General features: G+C 72.9%; 8 protein-coding genes. 6 read left to right on the top strand and 2 right to left on the bottom strand.

The genetic code is table 11. The features are described 5' to 3' along the window. Nucleotides 1-14 precede the first annotated feature (14 nt). The 5 genes from ABWU78_RS09550 (at nt 15) to ABWU78_RS09530 (ending at nt 13,746) form a co-directional block, all read left to right on the top strand. Complete coding sequence (locus ABWU78_RS09550) at nt 15-1,097, top strand: DUF389 domain-containing protein (RefSeq protein WP_439158189.1); 1,083 nt, start codon at nt 15-17, stop codon at nt 1,095-1,097. Between the two features lie 108 nt (nt 1,098-1,205). Further along, a complete protein-coding gene (locus ABWU78_RS09545) occupies nt 1,206-3,095 on the top strand; it encodes an alkyl/aryl-sulfatase (protein ID WP_439158188.1) in 1,890 nt (629 codons plus the stop codon). A 99-nt stretch (nt 3,096-3,194) separates the two neighbouring features. Further along, nucleotides 3,195-5,084: an alkyl/aryl-sulfatase gene (locus tag ABWU78_RS09540; RefSeq protein ID WP_253051822.1), complete on the top strand. Its 1,890-nt coding sequence runs from the start codon at nt 3,195-3,197 to the stop codon at nt 5,082-5,084. Between the two features lie 228 nt (nt 5,085-5,312). Continuing rightward, on the top strand, nt 5,313-13,262 hold the full coding sequence (locus ABWU78_RS09535) for a DUF5979 domain-containing protein (RefSeq protein WP_439158187.1): 7,950 nt from the start codon (nt 5,313-5,315) through the stop codon (nt 13,260-13,262). 64 nt (nt 13,263-13,326) lie between these two features. Further along, nucleotides 13,327-13,746: a phage holin family protein gene (locus ABWU78_RS09530; protein ID WP_353707103.1), complete on the top strand. Its 420-nt coding sequence runs from the start codon at nt 13,327-13,329 to the stop codon at nt 13,744-13,746. 42 nt (nt 13,747-13,788) lie between these two features. Here the strand turns inward: ABWU78_RS09530 and ABWU78_RS09525 are convergent, their stop codons facing one another. Both ABWU78_RS09525 and ABWU78_RS09520 read right to left on the bottom strand, forming a co-directional pair. After that, nucleotides 13,789-14,409, bottom strand: a complete 621-nt coding sequence (locus tag ABWU78_RS09525; protein ID WP_439158186.1) for a PAS and ANTAR domain-containing protein — start codon at nt 14,407-14,409, stop codon at nt 13,789-13,791. 353 nt (nt 14,410-14,762) lie between these two features. After that, complete coding sequence (locus ABWU78_RS09520) at nt 14,763-16,559, bottom strand: SulP family inorganic anion transporter (RefSeq protein WP_439158185.1); 1,797 nt, start codon at nt 16,557-16,559, stop codon at nt 14,763-14,765. A 186-nt stretch (nt 16,560-16,745) separates the two neighbouring features. Between ABWU78_RS09520 and ABWU78_RS09515 the strand changes: the two genes are divergently transcribed. After that, a complete protein-coding gene (locus tag ABWU78_RS09515) occupies nt 16,746-17,243 on the top strand; it encodes a DUF1269 domain-containing protein (RefSeq protein ID WP_115941642.1) in 498 nt (165 codons plus the stop codon). Nucleotides 17,244-17,273: the final 30 nt, after the last annotated feature.

Genomic DNA, 17,273 nt, shown 5'->3' with positions numbered 1-17,273 from the left:
CGCGGGAGGCGGGGATGACGGTGCCCTCGGACAGCGACCGACGCGGGGCGGTCACCGACCCGACCACGACGACGGCTCCCGCTCCGCCGGGGCGTGTGCTCCGGCTGCTCGTCCCCGCCGCGCAGCGGCGGCCGCTCGTCGACGTCGCCGACCGGCTCGACCTCGACGTCGGCGACGTGCGGGCCAAACGGTCCGCGTTCTGGGCCATGCTCGTGCTCTCCGGCGTGATCGCCGTCGCGGGCGTCGTCACCGACTCCACGGCGACCGTCATCGGCGCGATGATCATCGCCCCGCTGTCGACGCCGATCCTCGGGATCGGGCTGGGCGTCGTCGCCGGCGAGCCGGGCACGATCGGGCGGTCCGTGGCGTACGTCGTCGGCGGCCTCGCACTCGTCGTCGCGATCGGGATGGTCGCGACGCTGGTGCTCCCCGCGACCACCGACGTCCTGTCAAACTCCCAGGTGACGGGTCGGACGTCACCCGGCGTGGGCGACCTCGCCGCCGCCTTCGCGACGGGCTTCGCGGGCGCGATCGCGCTCGCCCGTCGCGACCTCGGCGACGTGCTGCCCGGCATCGCCATCGCGATCTCCCTCGTCCCCCCGCTCGGCGTCGTCGGGGTCTGCCTGGGGGAGGGGCAGCCGTCGCTCGCCGCGGGCGCGCTGCTGCTCTTCGTCTCGAACGCCGTCGCGCTCGTCGTGGCCGCGACCGTCGTCTTCTCCGGTGCCGGCTACCTGCGCGAGGCCCGTGCGGCGCGCGCAGGAGCGTCCGCACCGCGGCATCGGGTCGCGACGGTCGTCGCGGTCGTCGCGGTCCTCGTCGTCGCCGTCCCCATGGTGGCGAACACCGTGCAGGCGGCGCTCGCGGACCTCTGGCTCGGCCAGACGCGCGTCGCCGCGGAGGACTGGTTGTCCGGGACGGACGACGCGTCCGTCGACACCGTGCGGTGGGAGGGGCAGGACCTCGTCGTCGAGGTGCGCAGCCCCGGCGGCCTGCCCGACGTCGCGGTCCTGCAGGACCAGGTGGACGAGCTCGTCCCCTGGGACCCGCAGGTCGTCGTCGTCCACACCGTCGGAGAGCGCGTCGACCCGGCGGGCTGACGCCCCGTCGCGCGCCCGATCGGGGCCCCGCGGTCGCGGCCCGGAGCCGGCTCGGCGGGCGCCTCGTTCCGGATGCAGTCCTCGCGCGCCGCTGCCATGCTCCGAACCATGTCGACTCCGAAGCCAGCGACGCCCGCGATCGTCGCGCAGCACTCCGCCCTCCTCCAGACGCTCCCCTTCTCGGACACGCAGGACTTCGAGGACGCGCGTCGGGGACTGCTCGGCACGCGCGAGCCCAACGCCATCAGGAACGCCGAAGGAACGGTCGTGTGGGACAACGACACGTACGCCTTCATCCAGGGCGACGCGCCAGACACGGCGAACCCGAGCCTGTGGCGTCAGTCGACGCTCAACGCGATCCAGGGCCTGTTCGAGGTGGTCCCGGGCATCTACCAGGTCCGCGGGTTCGACCTCTCGAACGTCACGTTCATCGAGGGGGAGACGGGCGTCCTGGTCCTGGACCCGCTCGTGACGGAGGAGACGGCGGCGGCCGCGCTGGAGCTCTACCGGGAGCACCGCGGCGACCGCCCGGTGACGGGCGTGCTGTACACGCACCCGCACGTGGACCACTTCGGCGGGGTGCGCGGGGTCACCACGCAGGAGGACGTCGACGCCGGGCGGGTCCCGATCATCGCGCCGGCCGAGTTCACGGAGCACGCGGCCTCGGAGAACGTGTACGCGGGCACGGCGATGGCGCGCCGGTCGGCCTACATGTTCGGTGCGGCGCTCGCGCGCGGGCCGCAGGGCGCGCTCGGCACCGGCCTCGCGCAGACCGTCGCGACCGGCAACATCACGCTCATCGCCCCGACGCTGGACATCACCACCACCGGGCAGAGCGAGACGGTCGACGGCGTCCGGATGGTCTTCCAGATGGCCCCCGGCACCGAGGCGCCGGCGGAGTTCCTCGTGTGGTTCCCGGACCACAAGGCGCTGTGCGCGGCCGAGGACGCGACCCACACGCTGCACAACCTGCTCACGCTGCGCGGCGCCCTCGTGCGCGACCCGCACGCGTGGGCCGGCTACCTCACCGAGGCGATCGACCTGTTCGGCGACGAGGTCGAGGTCGTCTTCGCGTCCCACCACTGGCCCACGTGGGGCAACGAGCGGGTCGTGCGGTTCCTCTCGGAGCAGCGCGACCTGTACGCCTACCTGCACGACCAGGCGCTGCGGCTCATCAACAAGGGCTGGACCGGGATCGAGATCGCCGAGGAGCTGAAGCTCCCGCCGGCCCTGGAGAACGCGTGGCACGCGCGCGGCTACTACGGGTCGGTGAGCCACGACCTCAAGGCGATCTACCAGCGCTACATGGGCTGGTACGACGGCAACCCGGCCCACCTGTGGCAGCACCCGCCCGTCGAGCAGGGCAAGCGGTACGTGAAGGCCATGGGCGGCGCGGACGCGGTGGTCGACCTGGCGCGCGCCGCGTTCGACGACGGCGACTTCCGCTGGGCCGCCGAGGTCCTGAGCCACGTCGTGTTCGCCCAGCCCGACCACGCGTCCGCGCGCGAGCTGCTCGCCGACACGTTCGAGCAGCTCGGCTACGGCGCGGAGAACGGGGTGTGGCGCAACATCTACCTCTCCGGCGCGACCGAGCTGCGCGAGGGATCCTTCGGCACGCCCACCGTCTCCGCGTCGGCCGACGTGATCTCGGCGCTCACGCCGGAGATGCTGTTCGACGCGATCGCGATCCAGGTCGACGGGCCGCGTGCGTGGGACGAGAAGCTGTCGATCGACGTCGTCCTGACCGACACCGGGGCGCGCTACCGGCTGCGGCTCTCCAACGGCGCCCTCACCTACTCCGCGGCCCCGCAGAAGGGGGACGCCGACGCCACGCTCACCGCGACGAGCCGTGCGCTGCCCGCGCTCGCGACCGGCGCGGCGACCCCCGAGGGGCTCGCCGCCGCGGGCATCGAGGTCACGGGCGACGCGGGCGTGCTCGCGCGGCTCACCGCCGTCCTCGACCCGGGCGACCCGGACTTCGCCATCGTCACCCCCTGACCCGAACCGGCCGCCCGCGTCGCCCCGTTCCGGACCGGGCGACGAGGGCGCCGTCGTCTCCGGGTGCGGTCCGCGCAGGGCGGTGCCAGGCTCCGAACCATGTCGACTCCGAAGCCCGCGACGCCCGCGATCGTCGCGCAGAACTCCGCCCTCCTCCGGACGCTCCCCTTCTCGGACACCCAGGACTTCGACGACGCGGCGCGCGGCCTGGTCGCGCGGCGCACCCCGAGCGCGGTGACGGCGGACGACGGCCGCGTCGTCTGGGACGACGACACCTACGCGTTCCTCCAGGGCGAGGCGCCGGACACGGTGAACCCGAGCCTGTGGCGGCAGTCGCGGCTCGTCGCCGAGCAGGGGCTGTTCGAGGTCACCGAGGGGATCTACCAGGTCCGCGGGTTCGACCTGTCGAACGTGACGTTCATCGAGGGCACGACCGGCGTGATCGTGCTCGACCCGCTCATCTCGACCGAGACGGCGGCGGCCGCGCTCGCCTTGTACCGCGAGCACCGCGGCGACCGCCCCGTCACGGGGATCATCTACACGCACTCGCACGTCGACCACTTCGGTGGCGTCAAGGGCGTGACGACGCAGGAGGACGTCGACGCGGGGCGCGTCACCGTGCTCGCCCCGGAGGGCTTCACCGAGCACGCGGTCGCGGAGAACGTGTACGCCGGGACGGCGATGGGTCGGCGCGCCGGCTACATGTACGGCGCGGCGCTCGCGCGCGGCCCGCAGGGTCAGGTGGGTGCCGGGCTCGGCCAGACGACGTCGACCGGGACGGTCACGCTCATCCCGCCGACCCTGTCCGTCACCACCACGGGCCAGGAGGAGACGGTCGACGGCGTCCGCATGGTCTTCCAGATGGCGCCGGACACCGAGGCGCCGTCGGAGATGCTCATCTGGTTCCCCGACCGCAGGGCGCTGTGCGCGGCGGAGGACGCGACGCACACGCTGCACAACCTGCTCACGCTGCGCGGTGCCGTGGTCCGCGACCCGCACGTGTGGTCCCACTACCTCACGGAGGCGATCGACCTGTTCGGCCGTGACGTCGAGGTCGTCTTCGCCTCGCACCACTGGCCGACCTGGGGCAACGAGCGCATCGTCGAGTACCTCTCGCTCCAGCGCGACCTCTACGCCTACCTGCACGACCAGACCCTGCGGATGCTGAACCAGGGGTACACCGGGCCCGAGATCGCGGAGCGGATCACCCTGCCCCCGGCGCTCGAGAACGCCTGGCACGCGCGCGGCTACTACGGCTCGGTGAGCCACAACGTCAAGGCGATCTACCAGCGGTACATGGGCTGGTTCGACGGGAACCCGGCGCACCTGTGGGAGCACCCGCCGGTCGAGAAGGCGAAGCGCTACGTGGCCCTCGGCGGGGGCGCCGACGCGGTCGTCACGACGGCGCGCGCGGCGTTCGACGCCGGCGACTTCCGCTGGGTCGCGGAGCTCCTCAACCACGTCGTCTTCGCGGAGCCGGACCACGCCGCGGCGAAGGAGCTGCTCGCCGACACCTACGAGCAGCTCGGCTACGGTGCGGAGAACGGCACCTGGCGCAGCGTCTACCTCTCGGGCGCGACCGAGCTGCGTGACGGACCCTTCGGGACTCCCACGCAGACGGCGGCGCCCGACATCATCGGGAACCTCACGCCGACGATGCTCTTCGACGCCCTCGCGATCCAGGTCGACGGCCCGCGCGCGTGGGACGAGAAGGCGACGATCGACGTCGTGCTCACCGACACCGACGAGCGCTACCGCCTGTGGCTGCGCAACGGGACCCTCACCTACAGCTCGGCTCCCCAGCGCGGAGACGCCGACGCGACCCTCACGACGACCAGCACGGCGCTCCCCGCGCTCGCGACCGGCGCCGCGACCCCGGAGGAGCTCGCCGCCGTGGGCATCGAGGTCGCGGGCGACGCGGGCGTGCTCGCGCGGCTCACCGCCGTCCTCGACCCGGGCGACCCGGACTTCGCCATCGTCACCCCCTGACCCGATCCGGCCGCCCGCGTCGCCCCGTTCCGGACCGGGCGACGCGGGCGCCGTCGTCTCCGGGTGCGGTCCGCACAGGTCTCTCGGTGCCCGCGTCGTCGTGCGGTACCTGGACGGTCGTCCCGTTCGCCGCGACGAAGTGGAAGTCGTGTGTCAAGGTCGTGACGACTACGACGACGAGCGCGCCCGGGCGCGCCGTGGGTGCAGTGGGACCAGAGGGGCGAGGGCATGGCGAACGGGCGGACGGCGAGCAGCACCACGCGGGGCGGGCGGGCGCGTGCCGCACGGCGGACGAGGCGCCTGCGGCGAACGTGGGCGAGCCTGGGGTCGCTCCTCCTCGCCCTGCCGCTCGTGCTCGTGCCGACCGTGCCGGCGGCGGCGGCCACGTGGGGCATCCAGAAGACCGAGCTCAGCACCGGGCCGTACGCGCCCGGCCAGCAGGTCCAGTGGGCCGTCTCCATCTCCTGCTCCGACCCGAACAACACGCCGTGCACGCCGACGACGATGACCGACCCGCTGCCGGACGGCCTCGAGCTGGTCAGCGCGTCCATCCAGAGCGGGGGCGGTGCGACGAACCCGAACCTCGTCGCCGACCCGGACGCGGACACGGTGACCTACACCGCCGACAGCGTGCCGAACGGCGGACAGGTGCAGATCCTCGTCACCGCCCAGGTCTCGGAGGACATCCCGTACGCCGCGAACGGCGTGCCGATCACCAACACGGCGACCGTCGTCTCGGACAACGCCACGCAGAACCAGGCCAGCGACGACATCACGCCCGTGGTCCCGCTCGTCCTCGCCTCCACGACGACGAAGACCATCGAGCCGGAGGGAGCGCTCGCCGCGCCGGGTACCCCCGCGACCATGACCATCGGGTCGACGAACGAGTCGAACGACCCGGTCGACACCCTCGTCGTCCAGGACCCGGTCGACCCGACCGCGACACCCAACCCCTTCACCTACCTCGAGTACGTGAGCACCGGCGACGTCACGATGCCGCCGAACGCCACGCAGGTCACCGAGGAGTACTGGGACGGCGACTCGTGGGAGCCGCTCGACGACAGCGTGGACCCGGCGGCGGTCCAGGGCGTGCGGTACACGTTCAGCGGCGACATCCAGCCGGGCGCCACGGCGAGCATCCCGGTGAACGTCCAGCAGAGCGCCGCCGTCGAGGACCTCACCGACCCCACCACGATCACCAACGACACGTCGTCGTTCGTGACTCATCCCGAGGGCCAGTCCGACCCGACGACGGCGAGCGACACGTACGTCGTCACGCCGCCGAACAACTCCGTGACGGCGTCGAAGAGCTTCTCCCCCGCGACCGTGAGCGCCGGCGACCCGACGACGGTCACGCTCGGTGCGACCAATACGGGGACGCCCGTGACCTCCTTGACCATCACCGAGCCCGCTCCCGGAACCCCGAGCCCGTTCGAGGGCGCCGACCCGATCACCTTCACGGGGTGGGGCACGGACGGCGCGGGCGCCGGGGTGCAGTGGCCCGCGGACGCCGACGCCGCCTCCGTGACGTTCACGTGCGCCGACGGCACGACGACGGACCCGATCCCCGCGACCGCTCCGAACACGCTGCCGGACCCGCCGGGCGGGTGCGAGGTGGTCGGGTTCAGCATCGAGTACACCGGGAACATCGTCACCGGGGCCACGGCGACGGTGCCCTTCACGGCCGACACGGACCCGGACCAGGAGGCCGACGACGTCACGCACCCGAACCAGGTGCAGGCCGACGTCCCGAGCGCGGACCCGGCGACCGCGGACGCGTCCCTGCTGACCCTCGTCGACCGGCTCGCGACGCAGACCACCAAGAACATCTCGCCGTCGACGATCCCGGCCGTTCCGGGCCAGGGCGTCATCGTCCAGCTCCCGACGCAGCTTCTGCCCTTCGGCCCCGAGGGGTCGACGACGAACGCGGACCAGGTCGTGGTCCAGGATCCGACCGACCCGACGAACCCGGACGCCTTCTGGGACCACTTCACGGCGACCGCCGTGCGCTCCACGGACGTGCCGGCCGGCTCCACGCTGACCGTGAACTACTGGGACGGCGACTCGTGGGAGCCCGCTCCCGGATGCGGGCCTTACACCGGCCCGGACACGGTGAGCTGTGATCTCCCCGACGGCGCGCAGGGCGTGCAGTTCGTCTACGACTCGACGGGCGACGGGTTCCCGCCGGGGACGCAGTTCCAGCCGAACTTCGCCGCCGAGTTCACGGGCCCGGAGGGCCTCGACGACCCGGTCGAGAACTGCGGCGCGTCGAGCGCGTCGTCGGGCACCGTGGACGAGACCCCGCTCGCCGCGGGCTGCGACACCGTGGACCCGTACCCCGTGGACGGCAACGGCCCCGGCGACTTCCTCGCGAAGGACTTCCTGGGCGGCGACCCGCCGTCGGTGCTCGCCCGTTCCGACGACGAGGTGACGGCGCAGATCACGTGGTCGACCGGTGGCTTCACCGGCGTCGACCCCCTGGTGATCTCCGACATCCAGAACCCGGAGTCGACGCCGATCGCCGACTCGTTCTACGACGCGTTCGACCTCGTCAGCGTCGACCCGATCGACGGTGCCCTGGACCCGCTGCTCCGGTACGACCAGATCGAGAGCGTCGAGCTCTTCATCGACGGCGCGTGGGTCCCGGCATCGGGCGACCCGTGCCCCGAGGCGTGCGACGGGACCTTCCCCGGCTACACGCTGACGGCCGACGAGCAGGAGTCGGCGACGTCCGTACGCCTGACCTACACCGAGTCCCCCTCGCGCAGCGCGACCCCGGCCGACCCGACGGCACCCGCCGCGGGCGACGGCGTCGCGCGGTCCACGCAGGCCGACGGCCGCCACCTGAACCTCACGTTCCAGACGCGCGACTACCGGCGCAGCGACGACAGCCCCGTGCTCGGCTCGACGCACGGCACGATCTACAACCTGCCCGACGACCCGGGGATGGTGCGGGACACCGCGGAGGGCACGGCCACGTTCGACGGCGACGAGTACACGGACGCCGACTTCGACGACGTCCTCATCATCGACCAGCCGCTGAACGTCACGGTGACGAAGGACTGGACCGGCGGCCCGATCTCCGTGCCGCCGCCCGCCACTCCGGCCGAGTTCTACCCGACCACCACCGTGACCGTCACCGGCACCAACGCGTCCGCGGCGAAGGTGGACCAGCTCCGGCTCGTCGACCCCGCGGACCAGGGCTCGGGCGAGGTGCAGACCGCCGAGGGCACGCACCCCTTCGACACCTTCACCCTCACGGACATCGACCTCACCCCACCAGCGGGCGCGACGTCGACGACCGTGACCCTGACGGACGCGACCGGCGGGACGGCCACCTTCACGGAGGCGCAGGCCGAGGCGCTCCCGGCGTCGGAGCTCCTCATCGTCGTGGGCATCGAGGTCGCGTACGACGGGCTGGTCCTGCCCGGCGCGTCCGGGTCCATGGCGCTCACGCTCCAGCTCCGCGAGACCGACCGGTACACCGGCGAGGCGATCTACGGCGACGACGGCGTGATCGTCGTGGACGAGAACCCGGTGCCCAACGGGTCCGCCGCGACCATCACCGACCCCGGCGGCACCGGCGGGGACGTCCGGCTCGCCAACGACGACGCCGACATGCTCCTCCAGACGGCGTCCATCGAGCTCGCCGTGGAGAAGTCGTTCAGCCCGGCCGCCGTGGTCGAGCCGTTCCACGGTGCGAACCAGTCGGAGACGCCGGTCGTCATGACGCTCACCGGGCAGCCGCTCGGCCCGTCCCGCGCGGTGGAGATGGTGCTGACCGACGACGAGCCGCGGTTCTGGAACCAGTACGACTTCGTCGGGTTCGACCCGAGCGCCGCTCTCGTGACGCCGATCGACCAGGTCCAGGTGGACGCCTTCACGGGGGGTACCTTCACGGGCGACGCGGGCGGCGTCACGGTCACCGGCGGCGGCTGGGAGCTCGGCGAGCCGTCCGGCACGTTCGCCTTGCCCGAGGGCGTCGACCCCGAGGACGTGCAGGGCCTGCGGTTCACGTTCACGCGGGCCGACGGCGCGATCTGGGAGAACCCCGCGACGCCGACGCAGCCGATCCCGATCCAGATCCTGCGTCGCGACGACCTGCGCACGGGCGGCCCGGTGCTGCCCGACCTCGCAGCCAACGCGCCGGCGCCCGGTGAGGCGTCCCCGGGCGTGGCGAGCAACGACGTGCAGGGCACGGTGACCGGGGCCGACCTCGTCGTCGACCCCGAGACCGGAACCACCGGGCCGGTGAGCGCGGAGGACGACGCCGAGGCGTCGATGCTCTACCAGCACGCGACGAACGGTGTCCGGATCGTCAAGGACTTCGACGGGACGGTGACAGGCGGCACCGAGGCACCCGACGCGGTCGTGCCGATGCACATCGCGGTGACCAACACCGGCGACCGAGCGATCGTCGACCCGGTCATCGTCGACGACCCGATGCCGAGCGACCCCGACGGGCCGCAGCTCCGGCTCGCCGACGGCGTCCCCGAGAACTTCTCCTACGCGCTGGAGGACGGGGCGAGGACGCCGGACGACCCGTCGGGCCCGGCCATGCCGACGGACCCCGGCGAGGTGACGGTCGACCAGGAGGGCAACCTCGCGGGGCTGACCTTCACGTTCCCCGAGGGCACCGTGCTCGAGGTCGACCAGACGTACACGATCACCGTGCTCGTGCAGTTCCGCGTCACGCTCGACGCCGGCGCGGTGGTCCACAACACCGCCGGCGTGACCGGTGACCGCCCGTGGGACGAGTGCGTGACCCGGCTGAACGAGGAGAACGGCGCGTGCGAGGCCGACTCCGACGTGACCACGATCCCGGGCGCGGCGATCGCGCAGTCGAAGCTCGTCAAGGCGACGGACGACGACCAGCTCGACGTCATGGTCGATCCGGCCTACGCCGACCCGGCCTACGCGTGCACGCCCGACGCGTCGGGCTTCTACGCGTACCCCTGCACGCCCGTCATCGTGCCCGGGCACGACGAGACCTGGCACATCCGCGTGAACAACGTCGGCAACCTGCCGCTCGACAAGGTCGTGGTCTACGACCGGCTGCCCACACCGGGCGACACCGGCTCCTACGCCACCAGCGAGCCGCGCGACTCCGCGTGGTCCCCGCTGCTCACCAAGGAGTCGCCGCCCTCGGTGGTCAACGCGCCGGCGGGCAGCACGACGACGTTCTACTACACGACCGTCGACGACTACTGCATGGACGACATCGACGACCCGCTGAACGAGCCGCTCTGCCCGACGGACGACCCGACGACCGGCTGGGTCGAGCTCACCGCGGACACGAGCGAGGACACGTACGCGCAGATCACGGCGATCAAGGCCGTGGTCGAGATGGACCCCGACAACCTCTTCCGACCCGGGCAGTTCCTCGCCGTCGAGGGGACGACGACCACGCCGCCCGAGGCCCCCGAGGCCGGGGACCGGTCGATCGCGTGGAACTCCGCCGGCGCGTCCGGCGTCGGGATCGCCCAGAACGGGACGGAGTTCAACATGCTGCCCACCGAGGGCACCAAGGTCGGCGTCGCGACGGCGTCGGGCCCGCTCGCGGTGAACAAGGTCGTCACGGGCGAGGGCGCCGAGAACGCGCCCGACTCGTTCGTGCTGAACGTGCAGTGCACGTCGGCGGTCGGGAGCTGGGTGGAGACGGTGCTCGATCCCATCCCCGTCACGGTCGTGCCGGGAACCCCGACCGTCGTGCCCAACCTGCCGTACGGGGCCGAGTGCACCATCACGGAGGACGGGACGAACGGGCAGACCGAGCTGATCGTGGACACGGTGACGATCGACAGCGAGGACCCCGAGAACCCGACGACGATCACGGCGACCAACCGGTACGACCTGTCGAGCATCGAGATCTCCAAGGAGGTCGTCACCGACGCGGTGGACCAGGAAGGGAACCCGGTGCCGTTCGGCCCGTTCGCGGTCGACGTCGCGTGCACGTTCCTCGGCGAGGACGTCTACGCCGAGGGCTACGACGCCGAGAACCCGATGACCGGCCTCCCGATCGAGGACGGCCAGACGATCGAGCTCACGGACCTGCCCGTCGGCTCGGTCTGCACCGTCACCGAGTCGGGCACGGGCAACGCGTCGTCGGTGACGATCACCGTCGACCAGGGCCTGCCGGGACACCCCGTGACGACCGACGGCCCGGCGACGGACGTCACGCTCACCCCCGACGTGCTCGGGCAGAGCACGAACGACGTCACGCTGACCAACACGTACGACGTCGGGGCGATCGGGCTGCAGAAGGTCGTCGAGGGCGCCGGCGGCCCCGCGTACGGGAGCGGACCGTTCACCGTCACCGTCGTCTGCACGTACGACGACGACGGTGACGGCCCGCTCGCGCCGCGCACCGTCTACGACAGCCAGGTCGTGCTCGGTGGCGCCGGCCCGCTCACCGCACAGATCGCGAACCTGCCGACGGGTGCCGTGTGCGCGATCGAGGAGATCGACGACGGTGGGGCCACCGGCTCCGTCGTCGTCCCCGACACGGTCACGGTCGGCAGCGGTGACGTCGCGAACGTCGTCATCACCAACACGTTCGACCTCGGGACCGTCCAGGTGGACAAGGAGCTCGACGGGCTCGGGGCGCTCTACGGGCCCGGGCCGTTCGAGGTCACGCTGGCCTGCACCTACGGGGTGGACTCGGAGGGCGATCCCGTCACCATCGTCGTCCCCGGCGGTGCCGCGCGGACCTTCGTGCCCGGCCAGCCGGCCGTGTACGAGGACCTGCCCGTCGGGTCCGAGTGCGTGCTCACCGAGACGGACGACTTCGGTGCCACCCACGTGACGATGAGCGTGGACGGCGGCGAGCCCGTGGACGGCACGTCCGTGGACGTCGTCGTGCCGCCTGCCGCCGAGGACGGGTCACCGACCACCACGACCGTCACGGTGACCAACGTGTTCGACACCGCCCCGCTCCTCGTGGAGAAGGTCGTGGACGGCGACGCCGCGGGCTTCGCGCCGTCGATGCCGGACATCCCGCCGCTGCCCGAGCTGCCCGACGAGCCGGTCACGCCCGAGGAGCTCGCCGCCCTCATCGCGCAGCTCGAGGACTTCTACGCGCAGTTCCCGCTCGAGGGCATCCCGTACCGGGCGTCCGTCTCCTGCACGTTCCAGGGCGCCGAGGTCCCGGTCCCGGGAGGCCCCGTGCGGCCGTTCGGGCCGGGCCTGCCGGGCGTCTACTTCGGTCTCCCCGTCGGTGCGGTGTGCACCGTCACCGAGACCGAGACCGGCGGGGCGACGGCGGTCACGGTCGAGCCGAACCCGGTCCAGGTCGAGGAGCGCGTGCTCCCCGGCCCCGCGCAGGTGGTCACCGTGACCAACACCTACGACGCCGGGTCGATCGAGGTCACCAAGGTCGTCGACGGCGACGGCGCCGAGGCGTTCGGTGCCGGGCCGTTCACCGTGAGCGCGGCCTGCACGTTCCTGGGTGAGGCCATCGAGGTGCCCGGCGGTGCCGAGCGCACGATCTCCGGGGGCGAGGTCGCCGTCTACGACGGCCTGCCCGTCGGCGCGGAGTGCGTCGTCACGGAGACGGCGAGCGGCGGCGCCGCCTCGACCACGATCTCCGCGACGGTCGAGGGCGGCGAGCCCGGGGCCGCCACCATCGGTCCGGACCCCGCCCAGGTGATGGTGACGAACACGTTCGACGTCGGCCAGGTCGTCGTCACCAAGGCCCTCGCCGGGCCGGGCGCGTCACAGCACCGGGGCGACGAGTTCGTCGTCTCGCTCGCGTGCACGTGGGACGTCGACGGCGTCGAGACGGACGTCGTGATCCCGGGCGGCGCCGAGCGCACGCTCTCGGCCGACGACGACTGGACCGCCGTCTACGCGCTGGTCCCCCAGGGGGCCGAGTGCACGCTCGCGGAGACCGACGCGGGCGACGCCGAGGCCGTGACGCTCGCCGTCGCGGGGACCGACGTGACGGTCGACCCCGACGACGCGACGCCGACGTCGGACGCGTTCACCGTCCCGACGGGCGACGCCGCCGAGGTCGACGCGACCGTGACCAACGCGTTCCGTGCCACCGGCGGGGGCAGCCTCCCGCCGACCGGCGCGAGCGTCGGCGCGGCCGCGGTGCTCGCGATCCTGCTCACGGGGACCGGCGCGCTGCTGGCCGACGCCCGGCGGCGCGGAACCCGGACCGTGGGCCGCGTCTGACACGCCCCCTGGTCAGGCCGCGCCAGCGGTTGCGGAACCTGACCAGGGGCGGGACCGTTACCGCATGATCCGCTTCCTGCTGAGCTTCGCGATCAACGTGGTCCTCGCCGCCGTGGGCCTCCTCGTCGCCTCGAGCCTGTTCGACGGCGTCACCGTGCACGCCTCGGGCTTCGTCGTCGCGGTGCTGATCTTCGCGGTGGCCCAGGCGATCCTCGCGCCGTTCGTGTTCAACGTGGCGCGCAAGTACGCGTCGGCGATCCTGGGCGGGATCGGCCTCGTGTCGACGTTCCTCGCCCTGTGGGTCGCGACGCTCGTCGGGGACGGCCTGGAGATCTCGGGCGCGTCCACGTGGATCGGCGTGACGGTCGTCGTCTGGCTGATCGGCGCGCTCGGCGGCTGGTTCCTCGGGTGGCTCGTCCTCACGCGCTGGTGGGACCGTCGCCAGGAGCAGAAGCGGATCCGCGAGGCGACGAGCAAGGGCTGACGACGACGGCGCCGCCCGAGGGCGGCGCCGTCGTCCGTGCCGTCAGTGCAGGAGCGCGGCGACGCCGTCCGTGCCGCCCTGCGCCCCCTCGTGCACGACGAGCCGGGCGAGCTCGCGCAGCGGGACGTTGCGGTCGTTGGACGCGCGCCGGAGGCGGGCGAACGCCTCGTCCGGGTGCACGCCGTACGCGAGCGTCACGATGCCCTTGGCCTGCTCGATCGCACCCCGTGTCTCCGCGGCGGCGGCGATGTCGTGCCGGGCGCGCTCCTGGGCCGCGTCCGTGACGGTCCGCGTCACGTCCACGAAGTAGCCGACGAGCTCGGTCACCTCGCCGGTCGCGCGGTCGCGCCGGCCCTGGCCGACCACGACGAGGAAGCGCTCGCCGCCGTGGGCGTCCATGATCCGGTGCACGCTCGAGAACGGCTCGCCGGTGAGCCGTGCCTCGTCGAGGACCTGCCGGACGCGCTCGCGGTCGTCGGGGTGCTTGTGGGCGAGCACGAGGGCCGTCGTCGGGACGACGTCGCCCGGCTCGAAGCCGTGGAGGCGGTACGTCTCGGGGGACCACCACCACACGCCCGTGCTCAGGTCCAGGCGGTACTGGCCGATCTGCTGGTGCGCTCCGCGCGCGAGGGCTTGCTCGATGGCATGGTCGTCCACGGACATGCTGGCCTCCGGGTCTCCGGTGGGTGAGGAGCCAGGTCCAGACTCGACCCTCCGAGCCTACCCCGGTTCTCCCGCCGTGCAGTGGCGGGCGTCGTGGCACCGTCAGGACTGGAGCGCGGAGAGGCCCTTCTGGATCTGGAGCAGCGCGATGACGAGGATCAGCGCCGCGTCGAGAGCGGCCGTGTGCCCGGCGATCCAGTGGCGCACGCGCTCGAGGGACGCCTGGGCGCGGGCGATAGACGAGCACCGCCGCCCAGAGCCCGGCCCGACGAGCAGCCGCAGGACGGGCACCCGCAGGGGCGGGTCGTGGCGCTCGTGGACCGGCAGCGCGTCGAGGACGCTGCCCCACGGCGCTACCTCGCGGCGGCCGAACCGGCGTCGGGGCCCGCGCCGTCGGCGCCCGACGCCCCGGCGCTCTCGGCGGCGATGGCGGCGTCGACGTCGGTGTAGACCCGCGGCCGCTCGGCACGCTCGACGGCGGCGCGCAGCTCGTCGCGGACCTGCCCGACGTTGCGCGCGAGGACGAGCGTCGCCCCGTGGCGGTCGAGGTCGGTCCGCAGCGTGGCGAGCATCTCGGCGGCGTCCACGTCGATGAACGGGACGGTCTCCGTGTCCAGGACGACGAGCCGCGGGGAGGTCGCGGCGGCGAGGTCGCGGACGTGGTTGCGGACGGCGTCGGCGTTGGCGAAGAACAGCCCCGACTCGGGCCGGACCACCAGCACGCCGGGGACGGACGTGCCGCCGTCCTTCTGGAGCACCGCGCGCCGGTCGGCGTCCACCCACACCCCGTGCGCCGAGCGCACGAGGACCGCGACGTGCGGGCGCGACGCGCGCGCGAGGAGCAGGAGCAGCGACAGCACGACGCCGATGACGAGGCCGGGCAGGGTGTCGAAGACGAGCACGCCGGCCGTGGCCGCGGCGGCGGCGTAGAAGTCGTCGCGTGCCGCGTTGCCGTACAGACGCCGCATGGTCGGGGTGCGCAGGCCGTAGAGGCGGCGCAGCGCGCGGACGTCGACGAGCTCGATCACCGCCGCGATGACGACCGCGGCGAGCGTCGCCTCCGGCAGCGACTCGAAGACGGGTGTGAGGAAGAGGAGCGTGAGGACGACGAGGACCGCGGCGGTGAGCCCCGAGACCTGGCTCTTGGCACCCGCCCCGCCGTTGACCGCCGTCTTGGACAGGCTGCCGTTGACGACCATCCCCGACGCGAGGCCCGACCCGAGGTTGGCCGCGCCCATGCCGATCAGCTCGCGGTTGGCGTCGATGTCGTAGCCCTCGCGCGCGGCGTACGTCTTCGCGGCGCCGAGCGCCTCGGCGAAGCCCACGAGCATGACCCCGGCGCACGGCCCGATCAGCGCGGTGTAGTCGGACCAGTCCATGTCCGGGAAACCGAGCGCGGGGAGCCCGGCGTCGATCGGGCCGACGATCTCCACGCCGTCGTCGTCGAGCGAGAACGCGAGGATCGCGACGATCCCGATGAGGACCGCGACGAGCGAGCCGGGGACCCGGGGCGCCCATCGCTTGATCGCGAGGAGCGCGGCGAGCGTCCCCAGCCCCAGCACCACGGTCGGGCCGTTCGCGGTGCCGAGCTCGGTGAGGATCGTCCACGCCTTCTCGAAGAAGTTGCCCTCCCCCTTCTCGACCCCGAGCAGGGCCGGGACCTGGCCGATGATGATGACCAGCGCCATGCCGACGATGAACCCCTTGAGCACGGGCTCGGAGATGAACGACGCGACGAACCCGAGCCGGGCGATCCCCGCGACGAGGCACAGCAGGCCGGTGACGAGCGCGACCCCCGTCGTCAGCGCGGCGTAGAACGCGGCGTCGCCCGGCGCGAACACCGCCACGACCCCGGCCGAGAGCGCGGCCGTCGCGGACATGGGCCCGACGACGAGGTGCCGTGAGCTGCCGAACGCCGCGTAGAGGATCAGCGACGGCGCGGCCGCGTAGAGGCCGACCACGGGCGAGCCGCCCGCGATCGTCGCGTAGGCGAGGGACTCCGGGACGAGGACCGCCCAGACCGTGAGCCCGGCGACGAGGTCGCCCTGGAGCCACGCCTTCTGGTAGCCGCGCAGCGAGCCGAAGAGGAGCGGGGTCCGTGCCCGCGCCCGTCCCCCCGTCGGCACCGAGGGTGCCTGCGAACCCGTCATCGACCGTCCTCCGTCCGTCCGGCGTGCTCCGCGAACGATCATCCCGGGATCGGGACGAACCGCCACCGGGAGCCGGGGGCGTCCGCGCTCCGCGCGCGGAACCCGAGCCCCGGGGATACGTTCGACGCGTCCCGGGGCGCAGCGCCGCGCTCCCGTCGTCGGTACGAACGGAACGAGAGGTCTGACGTGGCAACGCTCACCGTGTGGAAGTTCGACACCCCCGAGGGCGCGCAGCGCGCCGAGGACGCGCTGCTCGCGCTCCAGAAGCAGGAGCTCATCCAGGTCCAGGACGCGGCGATCGTGTCCTGGGAGGAGGGCAAGAAGAAGCCGAAGACGCGGCAGGGCAACAGCACGACGGCGGTCGGGGCGCTCGGCGGCACGTTCTGGGGCCTGCTGTTCGGCCTCCTCTTCTTCGTCCCGCTGCTCGGGGCCGCGATCGGCGCGGCCTCCGGCGCGATCGCCGGCGCGCTGACCGACGTGGGTATCGACGACGACTTCATCGACTCGGTGCGCAGCAAGGTCACGCCGGGCACGTCGGCCCTGTTCGTGCTCACGTCGGGCGCCGTGATCGACCGCGTGCACGACGCGCTCCAGGCCGAGGGCGTGCACGGCGAGCTCATCCAGACGAACCTCTCCGCGGACGAGGAGGCCAAGCTCCGCGCGGCCTTCGACGAGAACGCCTGAGCGGTCCTCCCGGGTGAGGTGCCCGACGGC

Origin of the sequence: Cellulosimicrobium sp. CpK407, from assembly GCF_051844275.1 — a bacterium.
In the GTDB taxonomy this organism is placed as follows: Bacteria; Actinomycetota; Actinomycetes; order Actinomycetales; family Cellulomonadaceae; genus Cellulosimicrobium; species Cellulosimicrobium cellulans_G.
This window is presented reverse-complemented; position numbering and strand designations above follow the sequence as displayed.